Genomic DNA, 19,473 nt, shown 5'->3' with positions numbered 1-19,473 from the left:
CTCCTGTTTATTGCGGTGCCGACGTCGCGCCGCCGTGCGCGGCCGACCACTCGGCCGGTGCGTGCAGGAACTTCTCGACTTCGTCGAGCGTCTTCGTTTCGAAGTAGCCCGACTCCTTGGCGACGCGCAGCACGTCCCACCACGTGGCGAGCGCATGCAGGTCGACGTCGATGTCCTTCAGGACCGAGACGCTTTCCTTGAAGATGTTGTAGTGGAACAGCACGAAGCAGTGGTTCACCTGCGCGCCGGCCGTGCGCAGCGCGTTGATGAAGTTGATCTTGCTGCGGCTGTCGGTGGTCAGGTCTTCGACGAGCAGCACGCGCTGGCCTTCGGTGAGCAGACCTTCGATCTGCGCGTTGCGGCCGAAACCCTTCGGCTTCTTGCGCACGTACTGCATGGGCACCATCAGGCGGTCGGAGAGCCATGCCGCGAACGGGATGCCCGCGGTTTCGCCGCCGGCCACGGCGTCGATCTGCTCGTAGCCGACGTCGCGCAGGATCGTGGCTTCGGCCATTTCCATCAGGCCGCGGCGCACGCGCGGATACGAGATCAGCTTGCGGCAGTCGATATAGACCGGGCTCGCCCAGCCGGAGGTGAAGATGAAGGGCTTTTCGGCGTTGAAGTGCACGGCCTTCACTTCGAGCAGCATTTTCGCGGTTGCGTCCGAGATCGTCTGGCGATCGTAGCCTGTCATGGGCGAATCCTTGGGTATGAGTGCGGGAGGAGGGTGGGCGCGTGGCCCGGTGGCGCTGGCACGGCCGGCGCGAAGCATGGCTTCGGCGCCTGCGGTGCGCGGTCCGGGGGCGTGGATCGTCTGACTTCATCCGACGTTCTGTCAGACTGACTCGCTCGGTCCGGACGGCTTCTCTTGCGCGCGTAGGCCGGTATTTTACCCGACTTGACGGCCGCCGACGAGTCGTCGCCGGCAACCATCGGCGGCTATGTGGGGCGCGAACGCCGGGCGGCATTGCCAGCCGGGCGTCGCGCTTGTTTTCCGGCTGCTTGCCGCTAACTTTTCCACCTGGTTTCCCGCTTTGTTTCGCGGTTGTGACGCCTGTGCAGCGCCTTTACACTCACGCCGGGTCGCGTTCCCGCATGCGCGCCCGTTCCTCAGGATCGCCCCCATGACCGTCGTTTCCCCGCCCGCCACCTCAGCCGCCGCCGCGCGTGGCCACGCCCTGCGTGCGCTCGTCGCCTCCGTGCTCGGCTATGCGATGGACGGCTTCGATCTGCTGATGCTCGGCTTCATGCTGCCCGCGATCAGCGCCGATCTCCATTTGAGCGGCGCGCAGGCCGGTGCGCTCGTCACGTGGACGCTGGTTGGCGCGGTCGTGGGCGGCATCGTCTTCGGGCTCCTGAGCGACCGCTACGGGCGCGTGCGCGTGCTCACGTGGACCATTCTGCTGTTCGCGGTCTTCACCGGCATGTGCGCGCTCGCGCGCGGCTATGCCGACCTGCTCGTCTACCGCACGATCGCGGGCATCGGGCTTGGCGGGGAGTTCGGCATCGGCATGGCGCTCGTCGCCGAGGCGTGGCCCGCGCGGCTGCGCGCGCGGGCGTCGTCGTATGTCGGACTCGGCTGGCAACTGGGCGTGCTGGCCGCGGCGCTGCTCACGCCGTTGCTGCTGCCCGTGATCGGCTGGCGCGGCATGTTCGCGATCGGGCTCTTGCCGGCCGTCGTCTCGTTCGTCGTGCGACGCCGCGTGGAGGAGCCCGAACTCTTCGTCGAGCATGCGCAGCGCATGGCCGCGGCCGCCAAAGCCGAGCGTCCGCGCGCGCTGCGCATGCTCGTGGCCGACGCGCGCACCGCGCGTGCGAGCCTCGGCGTGGCGATACTGTGCTCGGTGCAGAACTTCGGCTACTACGGGCTGATGATCTGGCTGCCCGCGTACCTTTCGAAGGCCTTCGGCTATTCGCTCACGAAGTCCGGCCTCTGGACCGCCGCAACGGTGGCCGGCATGGCGCTCGGCATCTGGTTGTTCGGCATCGCGGCCGACCGGTTCGGCCGCCGGCCCGCGTTTCTGTTTTATCAGGCGGGCGCCGTGGTCATGGTGTTCGTCTACGCGCAGCTTTCCACGCCGTTCGCGCTCCTGATCGGCGGCGCGGCGATGGGTGTGTTCGTGAACGGAATGATCGGCGGCTATGGCGCGCTCATTTCCGAGCTGTACCCGACCGCGGCGCGCGCCACCGCGCAAAACGTGCTCTTCAACATCGGCCGCGCCGTGGGCGGCTTCGGGCCGCTCGCCGTGGGCGCGCTGGCCGCGCGTTATTCGTTCACGGCGGCGCTCGGCATGCTCGCCGCCATCTACGTGCTCGACATCCTCGCCACGCTCTTCCTGATTCCCGAACGCCGGGGCGCCGCGCTCGACTGAGCGTCGTTCAAACATAAGACGAAAGAGCGCGCCACGTCGCGTGGCGGCACGGCGCGTGATCGGCCGGGCGAATTCCCGGTATCAGTCTTTGACCCACGTGGACGCGTAGGGCACGAGGTGTACACTAATCGGCCCCGTTGGGACGCTCGCGCGGCGTGATACGCCAATGCGCCGATGCGCCAGCCGGCGGGCTTACGAACATAAAACATTCTCTCTCTCACGTCTCTCACGTCCAGGCAGGCCTGAAAATGGATGAACAACTGAAGCAAAGCGCCCTCGCGTATCACCAGAATCCGAGGCCCGGCAAGATTTCGGTCACGCCGACCAAGCCGTTGTCGAACCAGCTCGATCTGTCGCTCGCGTATTCGCCGGGCGTCGCGGCCGCGTGCGAGGCGATTCACGCCGATCCGCTCGATGCGCAGAAGTACACCTCGCGCGCCAATCTCGTGGGCGTCGTGACCAACGGCACGGCCGTGCTCGGCCTCGGCAACATCGGCCCGCTCGCGGCCAAGCCGGTGATGGAAGGCAAGGGCTGCCTCTTCAAGAAGTTCGCCGGCATCGACGTGTTCGACATCGAGCTCGACGAACTCGATCCGGACAAGCTGGTCGACGCCATCGCGATGCTCGAGCCGACGCTCGGCGGCATCAACCTCGAAGACATCAAGGCGCCCGAGTGCTTCTACATCGAGCAGAAGCTGCGCGAGCGCATGAAGATCCCCGTCTTCCACGACGACCAGCACGGCACGGCCATCATCGCGTCGGCGGCGATCCTCAACGGCCTGAAGGTCGTGGGCAAGGAACTCGGCAGCGTGAAGCTCGTGTGCTCGGGCGCGGGCGCGGCGGCGATTGCGTGTCTGGACCTGCTCGTGAAGCTGGGCCTCAAGAAAGACAACATCCTCGTCACTGACTCGAAGGGCGTGATCTACGAAGGGCGCGGCAATCTCGATCCGTCGAAGGCGCGCTATGCGGCCAACACCGAAGCGCGCGCGCTCGGCGACGCCATCAAGGGCGCCGATGTGTTCCTCGGCTGCTCGAGCGCCGGTGTGCTCAAGCCCGAGATGGTCAAGGAAATGGGCGACAAGCCGCTGATCCTGGCGCTCGCCAACCCGGAGCCGGAAATCCGCCCGGAAGAAGCGAAGAAGGTGCGCCCGGACGCGATCATCGCCACGGGCCGTTCGGACTATCCGAACCAGGTCAACAACGTGCTGTGCTTCCCGTTCATCTTCCGCGGCGCGCTGGACGTGGGCGCGACGACCATCACGGAAGAGATGAAGCTCGCATGCGTGCGCGCGATTGCCGAACTGGCCGAGGAAACCGACCAGGGCGACGAAGTGGCGAAGGCTTATGAAGGTCACACGCTCGAATTCGGCCCCGAGTACCTGATTCCGAAGCCTTTCGATCCGCGCCTCATCATCAAGATCGCGCCCGCTGTGGCGCAGGCCGCGATGGATTCGGGCGTGGCGACGCGCCCGATCCAGGACATGGAAGCCTACCGCGAGCAGCTTGGCGCGACGGTCTACCGCTCGGGCATGGTGATGCGTCCGGTGTTCGCGGCGGCCAAGGCCAACTGCGCGCGCATCGTGTTCGCCGAGGGCGAAGACGAGCGCGTGCTGCGCGCCGCGCAGTTCGTGCTGACCGAGAAGATCGCCAGGCCGATCATCGTGGGCCGTCCTTCGGTCGTGGAAATGCGCCTGAAGAAGATGGGCTCGAAGCTGCGTCCGGGCACCGACTTCGAGATCGTCGATCCCGAAGACGATCCGCGCTTCCAGAAAAGCTGGCAGGCGTATCACGAACTCGGCGCGCGCCAGGGCATCACGCCCGACGTGGCGAAGGCGTCGGTGCGCAAGTTCAACACGCTGATCGGCGCGATCCTCGTGCATCTGGGCGACGCCGACGGCATGATCTGCGGTCTGCTCAACAGCTTCGACTATCACCTGAAGTTCGTCGATCAGGTGTTCGGCAAGGCCAAGGAATCCGAGAACTACGCGGCGATGAACCTGCTGATGCTGCCGGGCCGCAACATCTTCATCAGCGACACCTACGTGAACGAAGTGCCGAGCGCCGAGCAACTCGCCGACATGACGATTCTCGCCTCGCGCGAAATCGAGAAATTCGGCATCACGCCGAAGGTCGCGTTGCTCTCGTCGTCGAACTTCGGCAGCGTGCGTTCGTCGACCTCGCAGCGTATGCAGGCCGCACGCGAACTGATCGCCGCCCGCGCGCCGCAACTCGAAGTGGACGGCGAAATGCACGGCGACGCGGCGCTTTCGGAACTGATCCGCAAGCAGTCGTTCCCGGGCACGACGCTCACGGGCGAAGCGAACCTGCTGATCATGCCGAACGTGGAAGCGGCCAACATCGCCTACAACCTGCTGAAGGTGATTGGCGGCGAAGGTGTGACGGTCGGTCCGTTCCTGCTGGGCGCGTCGAAGCCGGTGCACATCCTCACGCCGGCGGCGACCGTGCGGCGCATCATCAACATGACGGCGGTGGCTTCGGCCAACGCCAACGTGGCGAAGGCGGCGGCGAAGTAAGCCGCGCTCCGGATGATCGCCTGATGTGAAAAGGGCGCTCCGTGTTGCACGGAGCGCCCTTTGTTTTTACCGCTTCAAGCAGGCCTCAAGCCGCGTGCCGCGCGGCGCCGTTTTCCGGCGAGCGCCACTTCGCGAGCAACGTCGCCCACTTCGCACGCGTGGCCGTGAGGTTGTTTTCCTTGACGTGGCCGTAGCCGCGAATCGCGTCGGGCAGGTTCGCGAGTTCCACCGCGAGCGGCAGATTCGCCTCGCCAAGCCCGCCGATCACCTCGCGCATCAACGCTTCGTACTCGCCGATCAGCGCGCGCTCATGGCGGCGTTCCTCCGTGCGGCCAAACGGATCGAGCGCCGTGCCGCGCAGGAACCTGAACTTCGCGAGCATACGCATGGCGGAGAGCATGCGCGGGCCGTACTGCTTCTTCACGAGCTTGCCCTTGTCGTCGTGCTTCGCGAACGAGGGCGGCGCGAGATGGAAGTTGAGCTTCCAGTCGCCTTCGAAGCTTGCCCTGATCTTTTCGACGAACGCCGGATCGGCATAGAGTCGTGCGACCTCATACTCGTCCTTGTAGGCCATCAGCTTGTGCAGGTTCTTCGCCACGGCTTCGGTGAGCGGGGACTGGCCGTCCGGATGTTCGAGCTTCGCCTCGGCCCGGCGCACGTCGTCGACGAATGCCCGATAGCGCTGCGCATACGCCTCGTTCTGATACGCGGCGAGATACTGCGCGCGCTTTTCGATGAGCGTGTCGAGCGCCTTGGGCGTGTGCAGCGAGACGATCTTCGCGCCCGCAGCGTCGGCGTTTTGCTCGGGCAGCGGGCGCTTCACCAGTTGATCGACAGCCGCGCGATCATGCGCCACGCGGCGGCCCCACTCGAATGCCGCGAGATTCTTCTCGACCTGCACGGCGTTCAACTCGATCGCGCGCACGAGCGACTCGTGCGTGAGCGGCAGCCAGCCCTTTTGCCATGCGTAACCGAGCACGAACGGGTTCGTGTAGATCGCGTCGCCGAGCAGCGCGAGCGCGTAGCGGTTCGCATCGACGGTCGCGACGTTGTCCGTGCCCGCCGCCGCGCGCACGTCGGCCTCGGTGTTCGAGCCCGGGAATTGCCACTGCGGGTTCTTGATGAACTCGGCGGTCGGCGTGGGCGCGCTGTTGAGCACCACGTGCGTTTCGCCTTCCTGCATGCGCGAGACGCAGTCGTCGCCGGCCGTGACGATGGCGTCGCAGCCGATCACGAGGTTCGCCTCGCCCATGGCGATGCGCGTGGCGTGGATGTCGTCGGGGCGGTTGGCGATCTGCACGTGGCTCATCACCGCGCCGCCTTTTTGCGCCAGGCCCGTCACGTCGAGCACCGTCACGCCCTTGGCTTCGAGGTGCGCGGCCATGCCGAGCAGCGCGCCGATGGTCACGACGCCCGTGCCGCCCACGCCCGTCACGAGCACGCCATACGGGCGGCCGATGGCGGGCACGTCAGGCGTCGGCACGCCCGGCATCGATTCGCGCGCCACGCTGTTCGCTTTCGGCTTGCGCAACTGGCCGCCTTCCACCGTCACGAAGCTCGGGCAGAAGCCCTTCAGGCACGAGAAGTCCTTGTTGCAGGTGGACTGGTTGATCTGCCGCTTCGTGCCGTATTCGGTGTCGAGCGGCTCGACGCTCAGGCAGTTCGACTGCACCGAGCAGTCGCCGCAGCCTTCGCACACGGCCTCGTTGATCACCACGCGCTTTGCCGGATCGGGATACGCGCCGCGCTTGCGGCGGCGGCGCTTTTCGGTCGCGCAGGTCTGGTCGTAGATCAGGATCGTCGTGCCGGGAATCTCGCGCAGTTCGCGCTGGATCGCGTCGAGCTGGTCGCGGTGATGAATCGTCACGCCCGGCGCGAGCTTCGTGGCCGGTTCCCCTTCGTACTTCCCGGGTTCGTCGGTGACGATCGCGATCTTCGCCGCGCCTTCGGCGGCGACCTGATGCGTGATCTGCGGCACGGTGAGCGTGCCGTCCACCGGCTGGCCGCCCGTCATCGCAACGGCGTCGTTATAGAGGATCTTGTAGGTGATGTTCGCCTTCGAGGCGATCGCCGCCCGGATGGCGAGCAGCCCGGAATGGAAGTAGGTGCCGTCGCCGAGATTTGCGAACACGTGTTTGTCGTTCGTGAACGGCGCCTGGCCGACCCACGCCACGCCTTCGCCGCCCATCTGGCTGAACGTGCTCGTGCTGCGGTCCATCCACACGGTCATGTAGTGGCAGCCGATGCCGGCCATCGCGCGCGAGCCTTCGGGCACGTTGGTCGACGTGTTGTGCGGGCAGCCGGAGCAGAACCACGGCTTGCGCTCGACCTGCACGCGGGGCTTCGCGAGCGCCTTTTCCTTTGCCTCGATCACGGTCATGCGCGCGGCGATGCGCGCACGCACGTCGGAGGGCAGTTCGAACTTGTCCAGGCGCGTGGCGATGGCCTTGGCGATGATCGCGGGCGAAAGCTCGTAGTGCGCGGGCAGGAGCCAGTTGCCCATCGGCACGGACCATTCGCCGCCTGCGCCGTCCTTCTCGTCGAACTTGCCGTACACGCGCGGACGCTGCGCGTCGGGCCAGTTGTACAACTCTTCCTTGATCGCGTATTCGAGGATCTGGCGCTTTTCCTCGACTACGAGAATCTCGTCGAGCCCGCGCGCGAACGCGTGCGCGCCCTGCGCTTCGAGCGGCCACACGCAGCCCACCTTGTAGAGGCGGATACCGATGCGCGAGCAGGTTTCGTCGTCGAGACCGAGGTCGGTGAGCGCCTGGCGCACGTCGAGATACGCCTTGCCGCCCGTCATGATGCCGAAGCGCGCGTGCGGCGAGTCGATCTCGACCCGGTCGAGCTTGTTCGCGCGCACGTAGGCGAGACCGGCGTACCACTTGTAGTCGAGCAGACGCGCTTCCTGCACGAGCGGCGGATCGGGCCAGCGGATGTTCAGGCCGCCCTCGGGCATCGCGAAGTCTTCCGGCAGGATGATGCGCGTGCGATGCGGGTCGATCTCGACCGAAGCCGACGATTCGACCACGTCGGTCACGCACTTCATCGCGACCCAGAGACCGGAATAGCGGCTCATCGCCCAGCCGTGCAGGCCGAAGTCGAGGTATTCCTGCACGTTCGAAGGGAACAGCACCGGCAGGCCGCAGGCCTTGAAAATGTGCTCCGACTGGTGCGCGAGCGTGGACGACTTGGCCGCATGGTCGTCGCCGGCGAGCACGAGCACGCCGCCGTGCGGCGATGAACCGGCCGAGTTGCCGTGCTTGAACACGTCGCCGCTGCGATCGACGCCGGGGCCCTTGCCGTACCACATCGAAAACACGCCGTCGTACTTCGCCGACGGGTACAGGTTGACCTGCTGCGAGCCCCAGACGGCGGTCGCGGCGAGATCTTCGTTCACACCGGGCTGAAAGACGATCTGATGCGCGGCGAGATGCTGCTTCGCTTTCCAGAGGGACTGATCGAGACCGCCGAGCGGCGAACCACGATAGCCGGAGATGAACCCCGCGGTATTGAGACCGGCGGCCTTGTCGCGTTCCTGTTGCAGCATCGGCAGGCGGACCAGCGCCTGGATGCCGCTCATGTACGCGCGGCCGCGTTCGAGGGTGTATTTATCGTCGAGCGTGACGGAAGCGAGTGCGGCTTCGAGCGAAGCGCGCTGACCTGCGTCTAGCGGGGCATTCATTATGTGTCTTCCTCCATCCAACCAATCCGTTGTGGGATCGCCAGAACTTCAGGGCCTCGGCATCTTGTGAATGCGTTGGCCGGGGTCGCCATATTGGCGTCTTTTATTCGATAGTAGCACTCGGACAAACCCGCCGCTCTGGCCGGCGGGTGGGGCAGAGCGCATTGCGCTGCATCTTTCGGGCCTGGGGTTGAGTCTGCTGCGCAGCCTGCGTCAGCGTGTCGCGAAAGCAGGCTGAAACGCCCGTGTAATAAAGGATGTATCGAATTCCTCTGAGGAGTAACAACGTGTAAAACTTGCACTACCTCGGAACCGGTCTTGAATATCCTGTCTAACTCCCTCACCTGTGCGAACCGCGCAGCTTCCCTGGCTGCTAACAGTTATTAAAAGGGGTACTACTGCGAAAGGCAGTCCAAAAAAAGGAGTCCAGCATGAATAATCGACATATCCAGACCTTTCTGACGGTCTCGGCTGCGTTCTTTGCCATGAGCGCGCCGCTGCATTCGAACGCCAGCACGAAGAGCGGCGAGAGTGCGACGACCCGATGTGCCCAGTACACGCTGAGCGCCAAGGCTGAAACGAACGTCATGCCGGCCGTGAAGGCCGAGCGCAAATCCTGATGCCGCGCTGATCCGCGCAGCATTGCCATTCATCTGAATCCGCCGCCGAGGTGTGCGGCGGCGGATTCGAAAAGTGAAAAGGGCGAAGATCGCGTGATCTTCGCCCTTTTTGTTTGGCGTTGGCCGGATTTGGTCGCCCTGGTTGGCTGTTTTAGTTGGCCGCTCTGATTGGCTGCGCCAAGCGGCCTGTGCGGATCAGGCCTTGTCCTGCACCACGCCGCGGCGGATCTGGTCGAGTTCGATCGACTCGAACAGCGCCTTGAAGTTGCCCTCGCCGAAGCCCTGATTGCCCTTGCGCTGGATGATCTCGAAGAAGATCGGCCCGATCTGGTTTTCCGTGAAGATTTGCAGCAGCAGGTCTTCGGGCAAGCCGTCGATCAGGATCTTGCGCTTCTTGAGCTCGTCCAGCGGCTCGGTGTGGCCGGGGATGCGGCGGTTCACGAGCTCGTAGTACGTGTCGATGGTGTCGAGCAGCGCGATCTTCGAGGCGCGCAGGCCATCCACCGTGCCGTAGATGTCGTTCGTGCCGAGCGCGATGTGCTGGATGCCCTCGCCGTGATAGGCGTCGAGGTATTCCTGGATCTGGCCCGCCGTCTCGCCGCCTTCTTCGTTGATCGGGATACGGATCTTGCCGCAGGGCGAGGTCATCGCCTTCGACTTCACGCCCGTCACCTTGCCTTCGATGTCGAAGTAGCGGATTTCGCGGAAGTTGAAGAGGCGTTCGTAGAACTCCGCCCATTCGTTCATGCGGCCGCGATGGACGTTGTGCGTGAGGTGGTCGATATAGGTGAGGCCGTGGCCGACCGGGTTCTGCTCGGCGCCCGCAATCGGTTCGAAGTCGACGTCATAGATGCTGATGTCGCCAATGCTGCCCGGCGCCGCGCCGTTCTTGCCGCGCCAGCGGTCGACGAAATAGATCAGCGAATCGCCAATGCCCTTGATGGCCGGAATGTTCAGCTCCATCGGGCCCGTCTTGTTGTCGAAGCCCCATGCGCCCAGTTCGAGCGCGTGCTTGTACGCCTTGGCGGCGTCCTGCACGCGGAACGCGATCGCGCAGATCGACGGGCCGTGCAGGCGCGCGAAGCGTTGCGCGAACGAGTCGGGCTCGCCGTTGACGATGAAGTTGATGTCGCCCTGACGGTAAAGCGTCACATCCTTGTGGCGATGGCGTGCGATGGCCGTGAAGCCCATGCGCTCGAACAGCTTGCCGAGCGCCTTGGGGTCCGGTGCGGTGTATTCGATGAATTCGAAGCCGTCGGTGCCGACGGGGTTCTCCCAGGTGGGGACCTGCATGGTTGTCTCCTGACTGCTGTAGGTCAAATTTCGTGAGGAAAGTGTAGACCGCCGTATTGGGAGAAAACTTGCGAGTTGGGTCGCGTTGTCATCTGTTTGCGCTATAAACTGCCTTGAGTGAATGCTTGGACGGCAGAAAATGGCAACCATCGAATTAGACGCGATCGACAGGCGCATTCTGGGGATTCTTCAGGAGAACGGCCGGCTCTCGAACCAGGAGATCGCCGAGCGCGTGAATCTCTCGCCCAGCCCTTGCCTGCGACGCATCCGGCGGCTGGAAGAGGGTGGCGTGATACGCGGCTATGTGGCGTTGCTCGACGCCCAGAAGCTCGGGCTCGACTTGCTCGCCTATGTGAACGTGCGGCTGGAAAAGCGCGGACCCACGGCGGCGGGGCGCGAGGGCGTGACGCATGCGGAGCTGTTTCGCGCGGCCGTGCAGACCTGGCCGGAAGTGGTGGCCTGCCACGCCATGACGGGCGACATGGATTTTCTGCTGCGCGTGCAGGTGGAGGACATGGCGCACTTCTCGCGCTTCGTGCAGGACCAGTTGCTGCACCATCCCTCGGTGGTCGACGTGAAATCGAGCTTTTCGCTCGAAACCTTCAAGGAAACGACGGCGCTGCCTATTCGTTGATCGTGTTGAGCGCGCGCCAGGCCGCGCAGACGCAAAAAAAGCGGCCGAAGCCGCTTTTTTCAATGCATCAGTCTGTCCCGAAGGGCAGGAGTCAGGCCGCGACTGCTTGCGGCAGGATCGTCTCGAACAGCTTGCTGGCCTGGCGCGCCTGGCGCTTGAGCGCGTAGTCGAACACGGCGGCTTGCTCCTGGAGCATTTCCGCGATGATGCTGCTCTGGTCAGCCGGTTCCAGCGAGAGGTATGCGTCGGCTTCGCCGTAGGCGTATTCGATCTTCATGCCCGACTTCTTCGCGATGTGCATCATCGTCGAATTGCGCGACAGGCAGTGCATGTAGAGCGTGGTGACGTGCGTGTTGCGGCTACGGATGGACGCGCGCCCGAACAGCTTCGAGCCGATGCCCTGGCCGCGCGCGCTTTCCAGCACGGAGACGCCGAATTCGGCAGTGCGGCCGTTGCCGTCCGCGGGCAGATAGGCGAGATGGCCGACGCCCACGAGTTGCAGTTGATGGTCGAACACGCCGAACACGGTGTCGCGCGTGAAGTCCATCGAGCGGACATAGTTCTCGATCACGTGATCCGGCGCGGCCTGGCCGAAGCGCAGCAGGCGGTCGTCGCTGTCGAGCGCGAGAAAGTGCGCGAGCAGCCGATCACGGTCAGCCGAAGTGAGCACTCGCACCATGACGGGCGCATGACCGGACGTCAGCGGGCGAACGGACGACAGGATCGGCTCGTTGGCTTGGGTCGAAAGCGGGTTCATGGTGGGTTCTCCTTAAAATGTCTGCGTCATGATGCAGCGCAGAACGCATTCTAGCGGAAACCCTGGGTGTACTCTAGGGAAAACCCGAAGTGCAAATTTGAGTGTCGCGCCTAATTAATAAAATTATAGGCACAAGCTGTTGATTATTAAGGTGTATTCGTAGTGCGTAGGTTGACGTGTCAACTGTTGCCGCGATACGTCATGTCGCATCGCAGCAATCCGGCCCGAAAATTGGGTCCACTCAAGCGCCTTTCAGACCGTGATCGACCACGGCGATCACCTGTTCGGCGAAGTCGCGATACCCCATGCGGCCGCCGGGCTTGAGCCACGTGAACGTCCAGTTGATCATGCCGAACACCATCATCGTCAGCGCGGTCTGGTTTTCCGACGTCACCCGGCCCGGGTAGGCGCGCGCGAGCTGGCGGGTAAAGGCGGCGACGACGTCGCGCTGGCGGTTCAGGACGATCTCTCGCTGGGCGTCCACCAGGTATTTGACGTCGTTCAGGAGCGCCACGTGGCGGCTGTGCGAGGTCTCGTACTCCACCAGAAACGCGCGGATTAGTTCGGCAAAGCTTTCGCGCTCGTCGAGTCCGCGCCGCTGGCTCGCGCCTTCCACCTCCGCGATGATCAGCATGAGCCGCTTGGTGTAGCGGTCGAGCAGGTCGAAGAGGATCGCTTCCTTGCTCTCGTAATAGTGATAGAGGCGTGCTTTCGAGGTGCCGCTGGCGGCCGCGAGGTCGGACATCGAGGTGCTCGGGTAGCTCGTCTGCGCGAACTTGGCGGCGGCGAGTTCGAGGATCTGGTCGCGTTGGGTTTCGTGGTCGGGCGCTCGGGTGCGTGCCATGTTGGTTCAGCGGGGGAGGGAAAGATGCGCGGCGGTTTGCGGCAGGGGGGCGCGCGTCGCGCGGGCGGCGGCGGCCAGCGGCGCGCAGGCCGCGCACATGTCGTCGCGCAGGCGGAGTTCTTCGGCGGCGGCCAGTTCGCGCAGGCGCCACAGCACGATGGGCTCGCCGACCGTGAAGCCCGCACCGCGCGTGAGCGCCGCGCCGAGCGCGTCGCTCGCAAGCCAGGCGGTGGCCGCCGGACGGGCCTCGTGTGCGTCGAGCACGTCGAGAATCAGCGTGTCGAGGTCGCCCCACGTGCCGCTCGTGAACGTGTTGTCGCGCCAGCGGCGCGTTTCGCCGTTGGCGAACTTCGCCTCCTGCCATTCGAGCGCGAGGCGCGTGATGCGCAACACCGAAATCGGGGCGGCGTCGGGCAGCCGCGCTTCGAGGCGCGCCGTAGCGTTCGGACCCGAAATTTCGTCGGCGGCGAGGCGCACTTCGTTGAGCCGCTGCGGGACGTTGCGCAACCGGTAGCAGACGCGCCGCAGCGCGAGCTGATGTGCCGCGTCGTTCGTATGCCAGATCACCACGTGGGCGTCGTCGGCCTCGAGGGCGACGAGCGCCGCGCAGTCGTCGCGCGCGAGCGCGGGCGACACGTCGCCGAGGCGTTCCCAGAAGGCGGCGCGCTGCGCCACGCCGGGGTCGCCGGCTTCGTCGATGTCGCGCAGCGGGCCCACCGTCAGGTCGTCGCGCAGGGCGATCACGCGGTCTGGGCGGCCTGCCCCTTCGAGAGCCTGGCGCAGCGTCGCCGCTGCCGGCTCGCCGTAAATGAGGTGAATCGTGGTCATCGACAACTCGTTGCGTTCACGACGAACGCCTGAATGCCCGAAAGCGCGCAAAAACACAAAAGGAGCCGCCCGCCGATGTGCAGCGCTGCGCTGCAACACCGACGGGCGGCCCCTAGTGTAAGCGGATCGCCTGTAGGCCGAAAGCGTGCTGTTGCTCTAACGCCTTAACGTTCGTCGAAACTCACGACCACACGCTCGCTCACCGGATGGCATTGGCAGGTGAGCACGAAGCCGTCCTTCACCTCCTGCTCTTCGAGCGTGTAGTTCTTGTCCATCTTCACTTCGCCTTCCAGCACCTTGGCGCGGCAGGTGCAGCACACGCCGCCCTTGCAGGCGTACGGCAGCGCCAGACCCGCCTTCAGGCCGACGTCGAGCAGGCTCACGCCCTCGTACGGCAGGCGCATCTTGCGCTTCTTGCCGTCGATCACGATCTCCAGATCGGCGGCCGGCGTGCTTTCCGTGATTTCGACGGCCGGCACGCCCGCCTGCGGCAGAGGCGAGCCAAAGCGCTCGACGTGCACTTTTTGTTGCACCACGCCCGCATCCTTGAGCGCGGCCTCCGCGGCGTCCATCATCGGGCCGGGACCGCAGATGAAGGCTTCGTCGATCTCCTCGGCCGGCAGCAGCGTTTCGAGGAACGCCGCGCACTTGGCCTGATCGAGCACGCCGTTGAAGAGTTCGACGTCCTGGAGGTCGTCGGAGAGCACGTGATAGAGCCGGAAGCGGCTCATGTAGCGGTTCTTCAGGTCTTCCAGCTCCTCGGCGAACATGATGGCGTCGACGCTGCGGTTGCCGTAGACCAGCGTGAACGCGCTGCGCGGCTCGGTTTCGAGCGTCGTCTTGATGATCGCGAGCACCGGCGTGATGCCCGAGCCGCCCGAAAACGCCACGTAATGCTTGCCGTGGTCGGCGTTCAGGTGCGTGAAGAAGCGCCCGTCGGGCGTCATCACTTCGATTTCGTGGCCCGGTGCAAGCTGGTCGAACGCGAAGTTCGAGAAACGCCCGCCGCGCACGCGCTTGATGCCGATGCGCAGTTCGCCGTCGCGGTCGTAATCGGTCACGCCCACGCAGATCGAGTACGAACGGCGCGTTTCCTCGCCTTCGATATGGGTCTTGAGCGTGACGAACTGACCCTGGGTGAAGCGATACGCGTCGCGCAGCTCGGGCGGGACTTCGAAAGCGACGGAGACCGCGTCCGCGGTTTCGGGCCGCACTTCACGGATGCGCAGCGAATGGAATTGCGGAGTGGCCATATCAGTACGGTTTGAAGTAGTCGAAGGGTTCGCGGCAGTCGATGCAGCGGTACAGCGCCTTGCACGCGGTCGAGCCGAACTGCGCGAGGCGTTCGGTGTGCTTCGAGCCGCAGTGCGGGCAGGCGGGCGCGGGCAACTTCGGGATGAATGTGATGGGCTGTTCGCGCGTGCTTTGCGCCCCGCCGCCGCAGTTGCCGGTGGGCGGCGCGATGCCGTAGGCGCGCAGCTTCTCGCGTGCTTCGTCGGTGATCCAGTCGGTGGTCCACGCGGGCGAGAGGGTCGTCGCGATGCGGTAGGGGGCGAGGGCGGCGGCGTCGAGCGCGTGCGCGACGTCTTCCGCGATCTGCGACATCGCCGGGCAGCCGGAGTAGGTGGGCGTGATGACCACTTCGATCTGGCCGTCGTCGGCGCGGCGCACGTCGCGCAGGATGCCCAGTTCGCGGATCGACACGACCGGGATCTCCGGATCGGGCACCGATTCCAGCACTGCCCAGGCGCGTTCGAGCGCGTGATCTGCCGTTGCTTGCATCGTGACTTCCTCGTTTCCTGCGTGGGGATGCTTACCAGCGCGCGCCCGGATGCTGGCGCGCGAGGCTTTGCATCTCGGCGAGCACGAAGCCCATGTGTTCCGAGTGCTCGCCGTGCTTGCCGGTCGTGATGTGCTTCACCGGTGCGGGCAGCGTGAGCGTGGCTTCTTCGAGCGCGGCTTCCACATCGGCGCGCCACGCGGCTTCGAGCTGGGCCGCGAGCGGCGCGATGCCGGCTTCGGCCACGGCCGTTTCCACGGCGTCGGTGCTGAAGAACTCGCGCGTGTAGGGCATCAGCCAGTCGAGCGCGGCCTGCGCGCGGCGGTGCGATTCGTCGGTGCCGTCGCCGAAACGGACCAGCCACTCGCGCGCATGGTGCACGTGGTAGCGCGTTTCCTTGATCGAGCGCTCGGCGATCGCGGCCAGCTGCGGGTCGGCCGAGCGCAGCAGCGCAGTCCACAGATGCGCCATCAGCGTGGCGTAGAGGAAGTTGCGCACGATCGTCACGGCGTAATCGTTGGACGAATGCGTCGTGCCGGCGAGCGGGCCGAAGTGCGGCAGTTCGACGAGCGTGTAGTTCGCGAACTCGCGCTCGGCGCGGAAGTAGGCGTAATCGTCTTCAGTGCGTTCGCGGCCGGTGAGCGCCTTTTCGAGCGTGGCGGCGTGCGTGTAGAGCAGGCGCGCCTGACCGATCAGGTCGAGGCTCATGTTGGCGAGTGCGATGTCTTCTTCGAGGATCGGGCCGTGGCCGCACCATTCCGTATTGCGCTGACCGAGGATCAGCGCCGAGTCGGCAAGGCGCAGCACGTACGCGAGTTGTTCAGGCGTGGGCGTCGTCATGTTGCGCTCTTACATGTGGTTGACTTCGTCGGGCAGCGTGTAGAACGTCGGGTGGCGATAGATCTTGTCGCCGGCCGGTTCGAAGAGCTCGGCCTTCTCGTTCGGATCCGACGCCGTGATCGCCGACGACGGCACCACCCAGATGCTCACGCCTTCCTGACGGCGCGTGTAGACGTCGCGCGCCATGCGCAACGCCATCGACGCGTCGCAGGCGTGCAGGCTGCCGCAATGCTTGTGGTCGAGGCCCTGCTTGCTACGCACGAACACTTCCCAGATCGGCCATTCCTTGTTCATCGTGAATCTCCTTCCTTCCTGATTGTGTGGGTCACGCGGCGTGCTTTTCGGCGCGCTGACGCTGCTTTTCGGCATGGGCGAGGGCGGCTTCGCGCACCCACGCGCCTTCGTTGTGCGCCTTCACGCGTGTGCCGAGACGCTCGCGGTTGCACGGGCCGTCGCCATTCACGACGCGCCAGAATTCTTCCCAGTCGATCGTGCCGTAGTCATAGTGGCCACGGGCTTCGTTCCATTTGAGGTCCGCATCGGGCAGCGTCACGCCCAGCACCTTGGCTTGCTCGACGGTCGCGTCGACGAACTTCTGGCGCAGGTCGTCGTTCGAGATGCGCTTGATGCCCCATTTGGCCGACTGGTTGCTGTGGACGGAGTCGGCGTCGCTCGGGCCGAACATCATCAGCACCGGCCACCACCAGCGGTTCACGGATTGCTGCACGAGCTCGCGCTGCGCTTCGGTGCCTTGCATCATGGCGAGCAGGGCGTCGAAGCCCTGGCGCTGGTGGAACGACTCTTCCTTGCAGATGCGGATCATGGCGCGCGCGTACGGGCCATAGGTGCAGCGGCACAGCGGAATCTGGTTCATGATCGCGGCGCCGTCCACGAGCCAGCCGATCACGCCGACGTCCGCCCAGGTGGGCGTCGGGTAGTTGAAGATGCTCGAATATTTCGCCTTGCCGGCGTGCAGCGCGTCGATCAGCTGGTCGCGCGAGACGCCGAGCGTTTCCGCCGCGCTATACAGATAGAGGCCGTGGCCCGCTTCGTCCTGCACCTTGGCGAGCAGGATCGCTTTGCGCTTCAGGCTCGGGGCGCGGGAAATCCAGTTGCCTTCCGGCAGCATGCCGACCACTTCCGAGTGCGCGTGTTGCGAGATCTGGCGCACGAGCGTCTTGCGATAGGCTTCGGGCATCCAGTCCTGCGGCTCGATCTTGCCGTCGGCGGCCATGATGGCGTCGAACTGCACTTGCTCGGCCGAGGCAGCGTCCGCGTCGAGCGGGGCGACGTTGCCGGGGATGTCGAGGGATTGCGTGTACATGGAGACGCTCTCGTCGAAGTTGGGGATCGGGTTTGGGTACGGGGAGCAGTATAAACCAACCGACCGGTCGGTAAATGAATTTTTTGAGGTGGCGCAAAAAGGGGCGGAGAGACGATTGAGTTTTAGTGGATCGGCGGCCGAAATGCGTGGATTTCAAGCCTCGGGGAGATGAGGCGGGCAGGGGCGCGGAATTGTCAGGCGGATGGAAGGTTGTGTCGCGAGCCATGGGGCACAATGGCCGTTTGCCTGCACACTGGTTCACGCATGAAGATTTCCTTTGCCCCTCTCGCGGCGGCCGCCGCGCTGTTTGTTTCGCTCGGCGCCACCGCGCCGGCGTTCGCCGATCAGGCTTCGGGCCCCTGGGTTACGAGCTGGGCCACGGCGCTCCAGTCGATCCCGCAACGTGATTCACTGCCGGCGCTTTATCGCGCGCCGGAGGTCGCGGGGCGCACCGTCCGGCAGATCGTCTTCCCGACGCTCGGCGGCACGGTCGCGCGCGTGCACATCAGTAACCTGTACGGGCGCACGCCGCTCGTGATCGAGGCGATGGCGATCGCGCCGTCGGCTGGCGGTGCTGCGGCGAGCGAGTCGGGCACGGTGCGCGTGACATTCGGCGGCCGCGCCGCGGTGTCGGTGCCGCCCGGCGAAGGGCTCGACAGCGACCCGGTGCATATCGACCTGAAGGCGGGGGCGCCGTACGCCATCAGCTCCTATATGGGAGCCGGGCAGAAGATGGTGGCGTGGCATCGGGTGGCGAGCCAGGTGAACTATGTCTCGCGCCCGGGCAATCATGTCGCCGATCCGTCGATTGGCGCGTTCACCGAGCGCTTTACGCAGTACGCGTGGGTAACGGGGCTGGCGGTCGAGGCGCCGGGCGCGTCGACGGTGGCGGCGATCGGCGATTCCATTACCGACGGCATGCGCTCCTCGCTCAATCAGAACCGCCGCTGGCCGGACGCGTTGGCACGCCGTATCGCGCAGTCGCCGCGCACGGATCTCGCCGTGATCGACCTTGGCATCAGCGGGAACCGCCTGCTGAGCGATTCCCCTTGCTATGGCGAGGCGCTCGAGCGGCGCTTTGGCCGCGACGCGCTTGGCCACGCGGGCGTGAAGACGGTGGTGCTGCTCATCGGCATCAACGACATCAACTTCCAGGCGATGCCGGCGCGCTCGGGACTCGATTGCGACTTTCCTCATACGCATGTGGACGCGAACGACCTGATTGCGGGCTATCGGCGCGTGATCGCGCAGGCGCACGGGCGCGGTGTGCGCATCCTCGGCGCGACGCTGACGCCGGCGTCGCTGCCGCCCGAGCGTGAGGCGATTCGCACTGCGGTGAACCAGTGGATCCGGACGAGCGGGGCCTTCGACGGCGTGGTGGACTTCGACGCCGCGCTGCGCGACCCGGCCGATCCGGTGCGCCTGCGCTCTGGCTATGACAGCGGCGACCACATCCACCCGAGCGACTCGGGCTACGCGGCGATGGCCAACGCGGTGCCGCTCGGGGTGCTTGGCGGGAAGTAAGGAAATTTTCGCGCCGCCCCCTTGCGGGGCGACGCTGGCGGGGTTAAGATTCGCCCCCTTCGCAGTTCGATGTCTCTGACATCCGGGTTTGCGAAGGCCGCCGCGGAAACCGGCGGACGCAGGAGTCGACAGCTTTTTAAGCGGTAAGCGAAAAAAAGGGGTTGACGAAGCGGAAAAGATTCTTCATAATCTCGTTTCTCTGCTGCTGACGCAGCAACGCAGAAAGAAGCCGGTAGTCAAGCAGTTCTAACGGCAACTTCGCGATCGATCTTTAAAAATTTACAGCCGATAAGTGTGGGCGCTTGATGCGGTGACGTGGCCTGACCTTGTTCTTCGGAGCGAGGTCGGGAGTAGCGAAAGTATCAAGAGTCTCACACTAAAGTAAGTCAGGTTTTTGAATTTATTCAGAACCTGTCAGCTTTGAGTGAGCGACTG

At 65.0% G+C, this 19,473-nt stretch carries 16 protein-coding genes; 5 read left to right on the top strand and 11 right to left on the bottom strand.

The genetic code is table 11. The features are described 5' to 3' along the window. Positions 1-7: 7 nt before the first annotated feature. A complete protein-coding gene (locus C7402_RS00080; protein ID WP_028203433.1) occupies positions 8-694 on the bottom strand; it encodes an orotate phosphoribosyltransferase in 687 nt (228 codons plus the stop codon). A gap of 430 nt (positions 695-1,124) precedes the next feature. Between C7402_RS00080 and C7402_RS00075 the strand changes: the two genes are divergently transcribed. Together C7402_RS00075 and C7402_RS00070 are read left to right on the top strand one after the other, a co-directional pair. Further along, complete coding sequence (locus C7402_RS00075) at positions 1,125-2,372, top strand: MFS transporter (RefSeq protein WP_116609281.1); 1,248 nt, start codon at positions 1,125-1,127, stop codon at positions 2,370-2,372. 248 nt (positions 2,373-2,620) lie between these two features. Next, entirely contained in the window at positions 2,621-4,906 is a 2,286-nt protein-coding gene (locus C7402_RS00070; RefSeq protein WP_116609280.1) for an NADP-dependent malic enzyme, read from the top strand. A gap of 85 nt (positions 4,907-4,991) precedes the next feature. Here the strand turns inward: C7402_RS00070 and C7402_RS00065 are convergent, their stop codons facing one another. Beyond that, positions 4,992-8,594 (bottom strand): indolepyruvate ferredoxin oxidoreductase family protein, encoded by a 3,603-nt coding sequence (locus C7402_RS00065; RefSeq protein ID WP_116609279.1) that lies wholly within the window; start codon positions 8,592-8,594, stop codon positions 4,992-4,994. Between the two features lie 431 nt (positions 8,595-9,025). Between C7402_RS00065 and C7402_RS00060 the strand changes: the two genes are divergently transcribed. After that, a complete protein-coding gene (locus C7402_RS00060) occupies positions 9,026-9,214 on the top strand; it encodes a hypothetical protein (protein WP_112169816.1) in 189 nt (62 codons plus the stop codon). Between the two features lie 195 nt (positions 9,215-9,409). Here C7402_RS00060 and hppD read toward each other — a convergent pair whose 3' ends face one another. Beyond that, on the bottom strand, positions 9,410-10,507 hold the full coding sequence (gene hppD, locus C7402_RS00055; protein WP_112169815.1) for a 4-hydroxyphenylpyruvate dioxygenase: 1,098 nt from the start codon (positions 10,505-10,507) through the stop codon (positions 9,410-9,412). 139 nt (positions 10,508-10,646) lie between these two features. Here hppD and C7402_RS00050 point away from each other — a divergent pair, with 139 nt between their 5' ends. Next, a complete protein-coding gene (locus C7402_RS00050; RefSeq protein ID WP_112169814.1) occupies positions 10,647-11,141 on the top strand; it encodes an Lrp/AsnC family transcriptional regulator in 495 nt (164 codons plus the stop codon). 91 nt (positions 11,142-11,232) lie between these two features. Here the strand turns inward: C7402_RS00050 and C7402_RS00045 are convergent, their stop codons facing one another. The 8 genes from C7402_RS00045 to paaA all read right to left on the bottom strand — a co-directional run bounded on the left by C7402_RS00045 (position 11,233) and on the right by paaA (position 17,514). Beyond that, a complete protein-coding gene (locus C7402_RS00045) occupies positions 11,233-11,898 on the bottom strand; it encodes a GNAT family N-acetyltransferase (RefSeq protein WP_116609278.1) in 666 nt (221 codons plus the stop codon). 241 nt (positions 11,899-12,139) lie between these two features. Further along, the gene (locus C7402_RS00040) at positions 12,140-12,742 is read right to left on the bottom strand and encodes a TetR/AcrR family transcriptional regulator (RefSeq protein WP_112169812.1); all 603 of its coding nucleotides are present in this window, start codon (positions 12,740-12,742) and stop codon (positions 12,140-12,142) included. Between the two features lie 6 nt (positions 12,743-12,748). Next, complete coding sequence (locus C7402_RS00035) at positions 12,749-13,570, bottom strand: DUF1835 domain-containing protein (protein WP_116609277.1); 822 nt, start codon at positions 13,568-13,570, stop codon at positions 12,749-12,751. Positions 13,571-13,734: 164 nt separating this feature from the next. After that, entirely contained in the window at positions 13,735-14,823 is a 1,089-nt protein-coding gene (gene paaE / locus C7402_RS00030) for a 1,2-phenylacetyl-CoA epoxidase subunit PaaE (RefSeq protein WP_112169810.1), read from the bottom strand. A gap of 1 nt (position 14,824) precedes the next feature. Further along, entirely contained in the window at positions 14,825-15,352 is a 528-nt protein-coding gene (paaD, locus tag C7402_RS00025) for a 1,2-phenylacetyl-CoA epoxidase subunit PaaD (protein ID WP_116609276.1), read from the bottom strand. A gap of 31 nt (positions 15,353-15,383) precedes the next feature. Continuing rightward, positions 15,384-16,190 carry a 1,2-phenylacetyl-CoA epoxidase subunit PaaC gene (gene paaC / locus C7402_RS00020; RefSeq protein WP_116609275.1) on the bottom strand — a complete coding sequence of 269 codons (807 nt, stop codon included), beginning with the start codon at positions 16,188-16,190 and terminating at the stop codon, positions 15,384-15,386. A gap of 9 nt (positions 16,191-16,199) precedes the next feature. Beyond that, a complete protein-coding gene (paaB, locus tag C7402_RS00015) occupies positions 16,200-16,484 on the bottom strand; it encodes a 1,2-phenylacetyl-CoA epoxidase subunit PaaB (protein WP_112169807.1) in 285 nt (94 codons plus the stop codon). Positions 16,485-16,515: 31 nt separating this feature from the next. Beyond that, positions 16,516-17,514 carry a 1,2-phenylacetyl-CoA epoxidase subunit PaaA gene (gene paaA / locus C7402_RS00010; protein WP_112169806.1) on the bottom strand — a complete coding sequence of 333 codons (999 nt, stop codon included), beginning with the start codon at positions 17,512-17,514 and terminating at the stop codon, positions 16,516-16,518. A 264-nt stretch (positions 17,515-17,778) separates the two neighbouring features. Between paaA and C7402_RS00005 the strand changes: the two genes are divergently transcribed. Then, a complete protein-coding gene (locus C7402_RS00005) occupies positions 17,779-19,038 on the top strand; it encodes an SGNH/GDSL hydrolase family protein (RefSeq protein ID WP_116609645.1) in 1,260 nt (419 codons plus the stop codon). The last annotated feature ends 435 nt before the right edge of the window (positions 19,039-19,473 follow it).

This window comes from Paraburkholderia unamae (assembly GCF_003096875.1).
Classification (GTDB): Bacteria; Pseudomonadota; Gammaproteobacteria; order Burkholderiales; family Burkholderiaceae; genus Paraburkholderia; species Paraburkholderia unamae.
The sequence above is the reverse complement of the archived record's forward strand: the minus strand, read 5'-3'. Positions and strand labels throughout refer to the sequence as shown.

Excerpts from the sequence above, each read along its gene's own strand:
- C7402_RS00080 (WP_028203433.1), bottom strand. The coding sequence starts at position 694 with ATGACAGGCTACGATCGCCAGACGATCTCGGACGCAACCGCGAAAATG.
- C7402_RS00075 (WP_116609281.1), top strand. The coding sequence starts at position 1,125 with ATGACCGTCGTTTCCCCGCCCGCCACCTCAGCCGCCGCCGCGCGTGGC.
- C7402_RS00070 (WP_116609280.1), top strand. The coding sequence starts at position 2,621 with ATGGATGAACAACTGAAGCAAAGCGCCCTCGCGTATCACCAGAATCCG.
- C7402_RS00065 (WP_116609279.1), bottom strand. The coding sequence starts at position 8,594 with ATGAATGCCCCGCTAGACGCAGGTCAGCGCGCTTCGCTCGAAGCCGCA.
- C7402_RS00060 (WP_112169816.1), top strand. The coding sequence starts at position 9,026 with ATGAATAATCGACATATCCAGACCTTTCTGACGGTCTCGGCTGCGTTC.
- hppD (WP_112169815.1), bottom strand. The coding sequence starts at position 10,507 with ATGCAGGTCCCCACCTGGGAGAACCCCGTCGGCACCGACGGCTTCGAA.
- C7402_RS00050 (WP_112169814.1), top strand. The coding sequence starts at position 10,647 with ATGGCAACCATCGAATTAGACGCGATCGACAGGCGCATTCTGGGGATT.
- C7402_RS00045 (WP_116609278.1), bottom strand. The coding sequence starts at position 11,898 with ATGAACCCGCTTTCGACCCAAGCCAACGAGCCGATCCTGTCGTCCGTT.
- C7402_RS00040 (WP_112169812.1), bottom strand. The coding sequence starts at position 12,742 with ATGGCACGCACCCGAGCGCCCGACCACGAAACCCAACGCGACCAGATC.
- C7402_RS00035 (WP_116609277.1), bottom strand. The coding sequence starts at position 13,570 with ATGACCACGATTCACCTCATTTACGGCGAGCCGGCAGCGGCGACGCTG.
- paaE (WP_112169810.1), bottom strand. The coding sequence starts at position 14,823 with ATGGCCACTCCGCAATTCCATTCGCTGCGCATCCGTGAAGTGCGGCCC.
- paaD (WP_116609276.1), bottom strand. The coding sequence starts at position 15,352 with ATGCAAGCAACGGCAGATCACGCGCTCGAACGCGCCTGGGCAGTGCTG.
- paaC (WP_116609275.1), bottom strand. The coding sequence starts at position 16,190 with ATGACGACGCCCACGCCTGAACAACTCGCGTACGTGCTGCGCCTTGCC.
- paaB (WP_112169807.1), bottom strand. The coding sequence starts at position 16,484 with ATGAACAAGGAATGGCCGATCTGGGAAGTGTTCGTGCGTAGCAAGCAG.
- paaA (WP_112169806.1), bottom strand. The coding sequence starts at position 17,514 with ATGTACACGCAATCCCTCGACATCCCCGGCAACGTCGCCCCGCTCGAC.
- C7402_RS00005 (WP_116609645.1), top strand. The coding sequence starts at position 17,779 with ATGAAGATTTCCTTTGCCCCTCTCGCGGCGGCCGCCGCGCTGTTTGTT.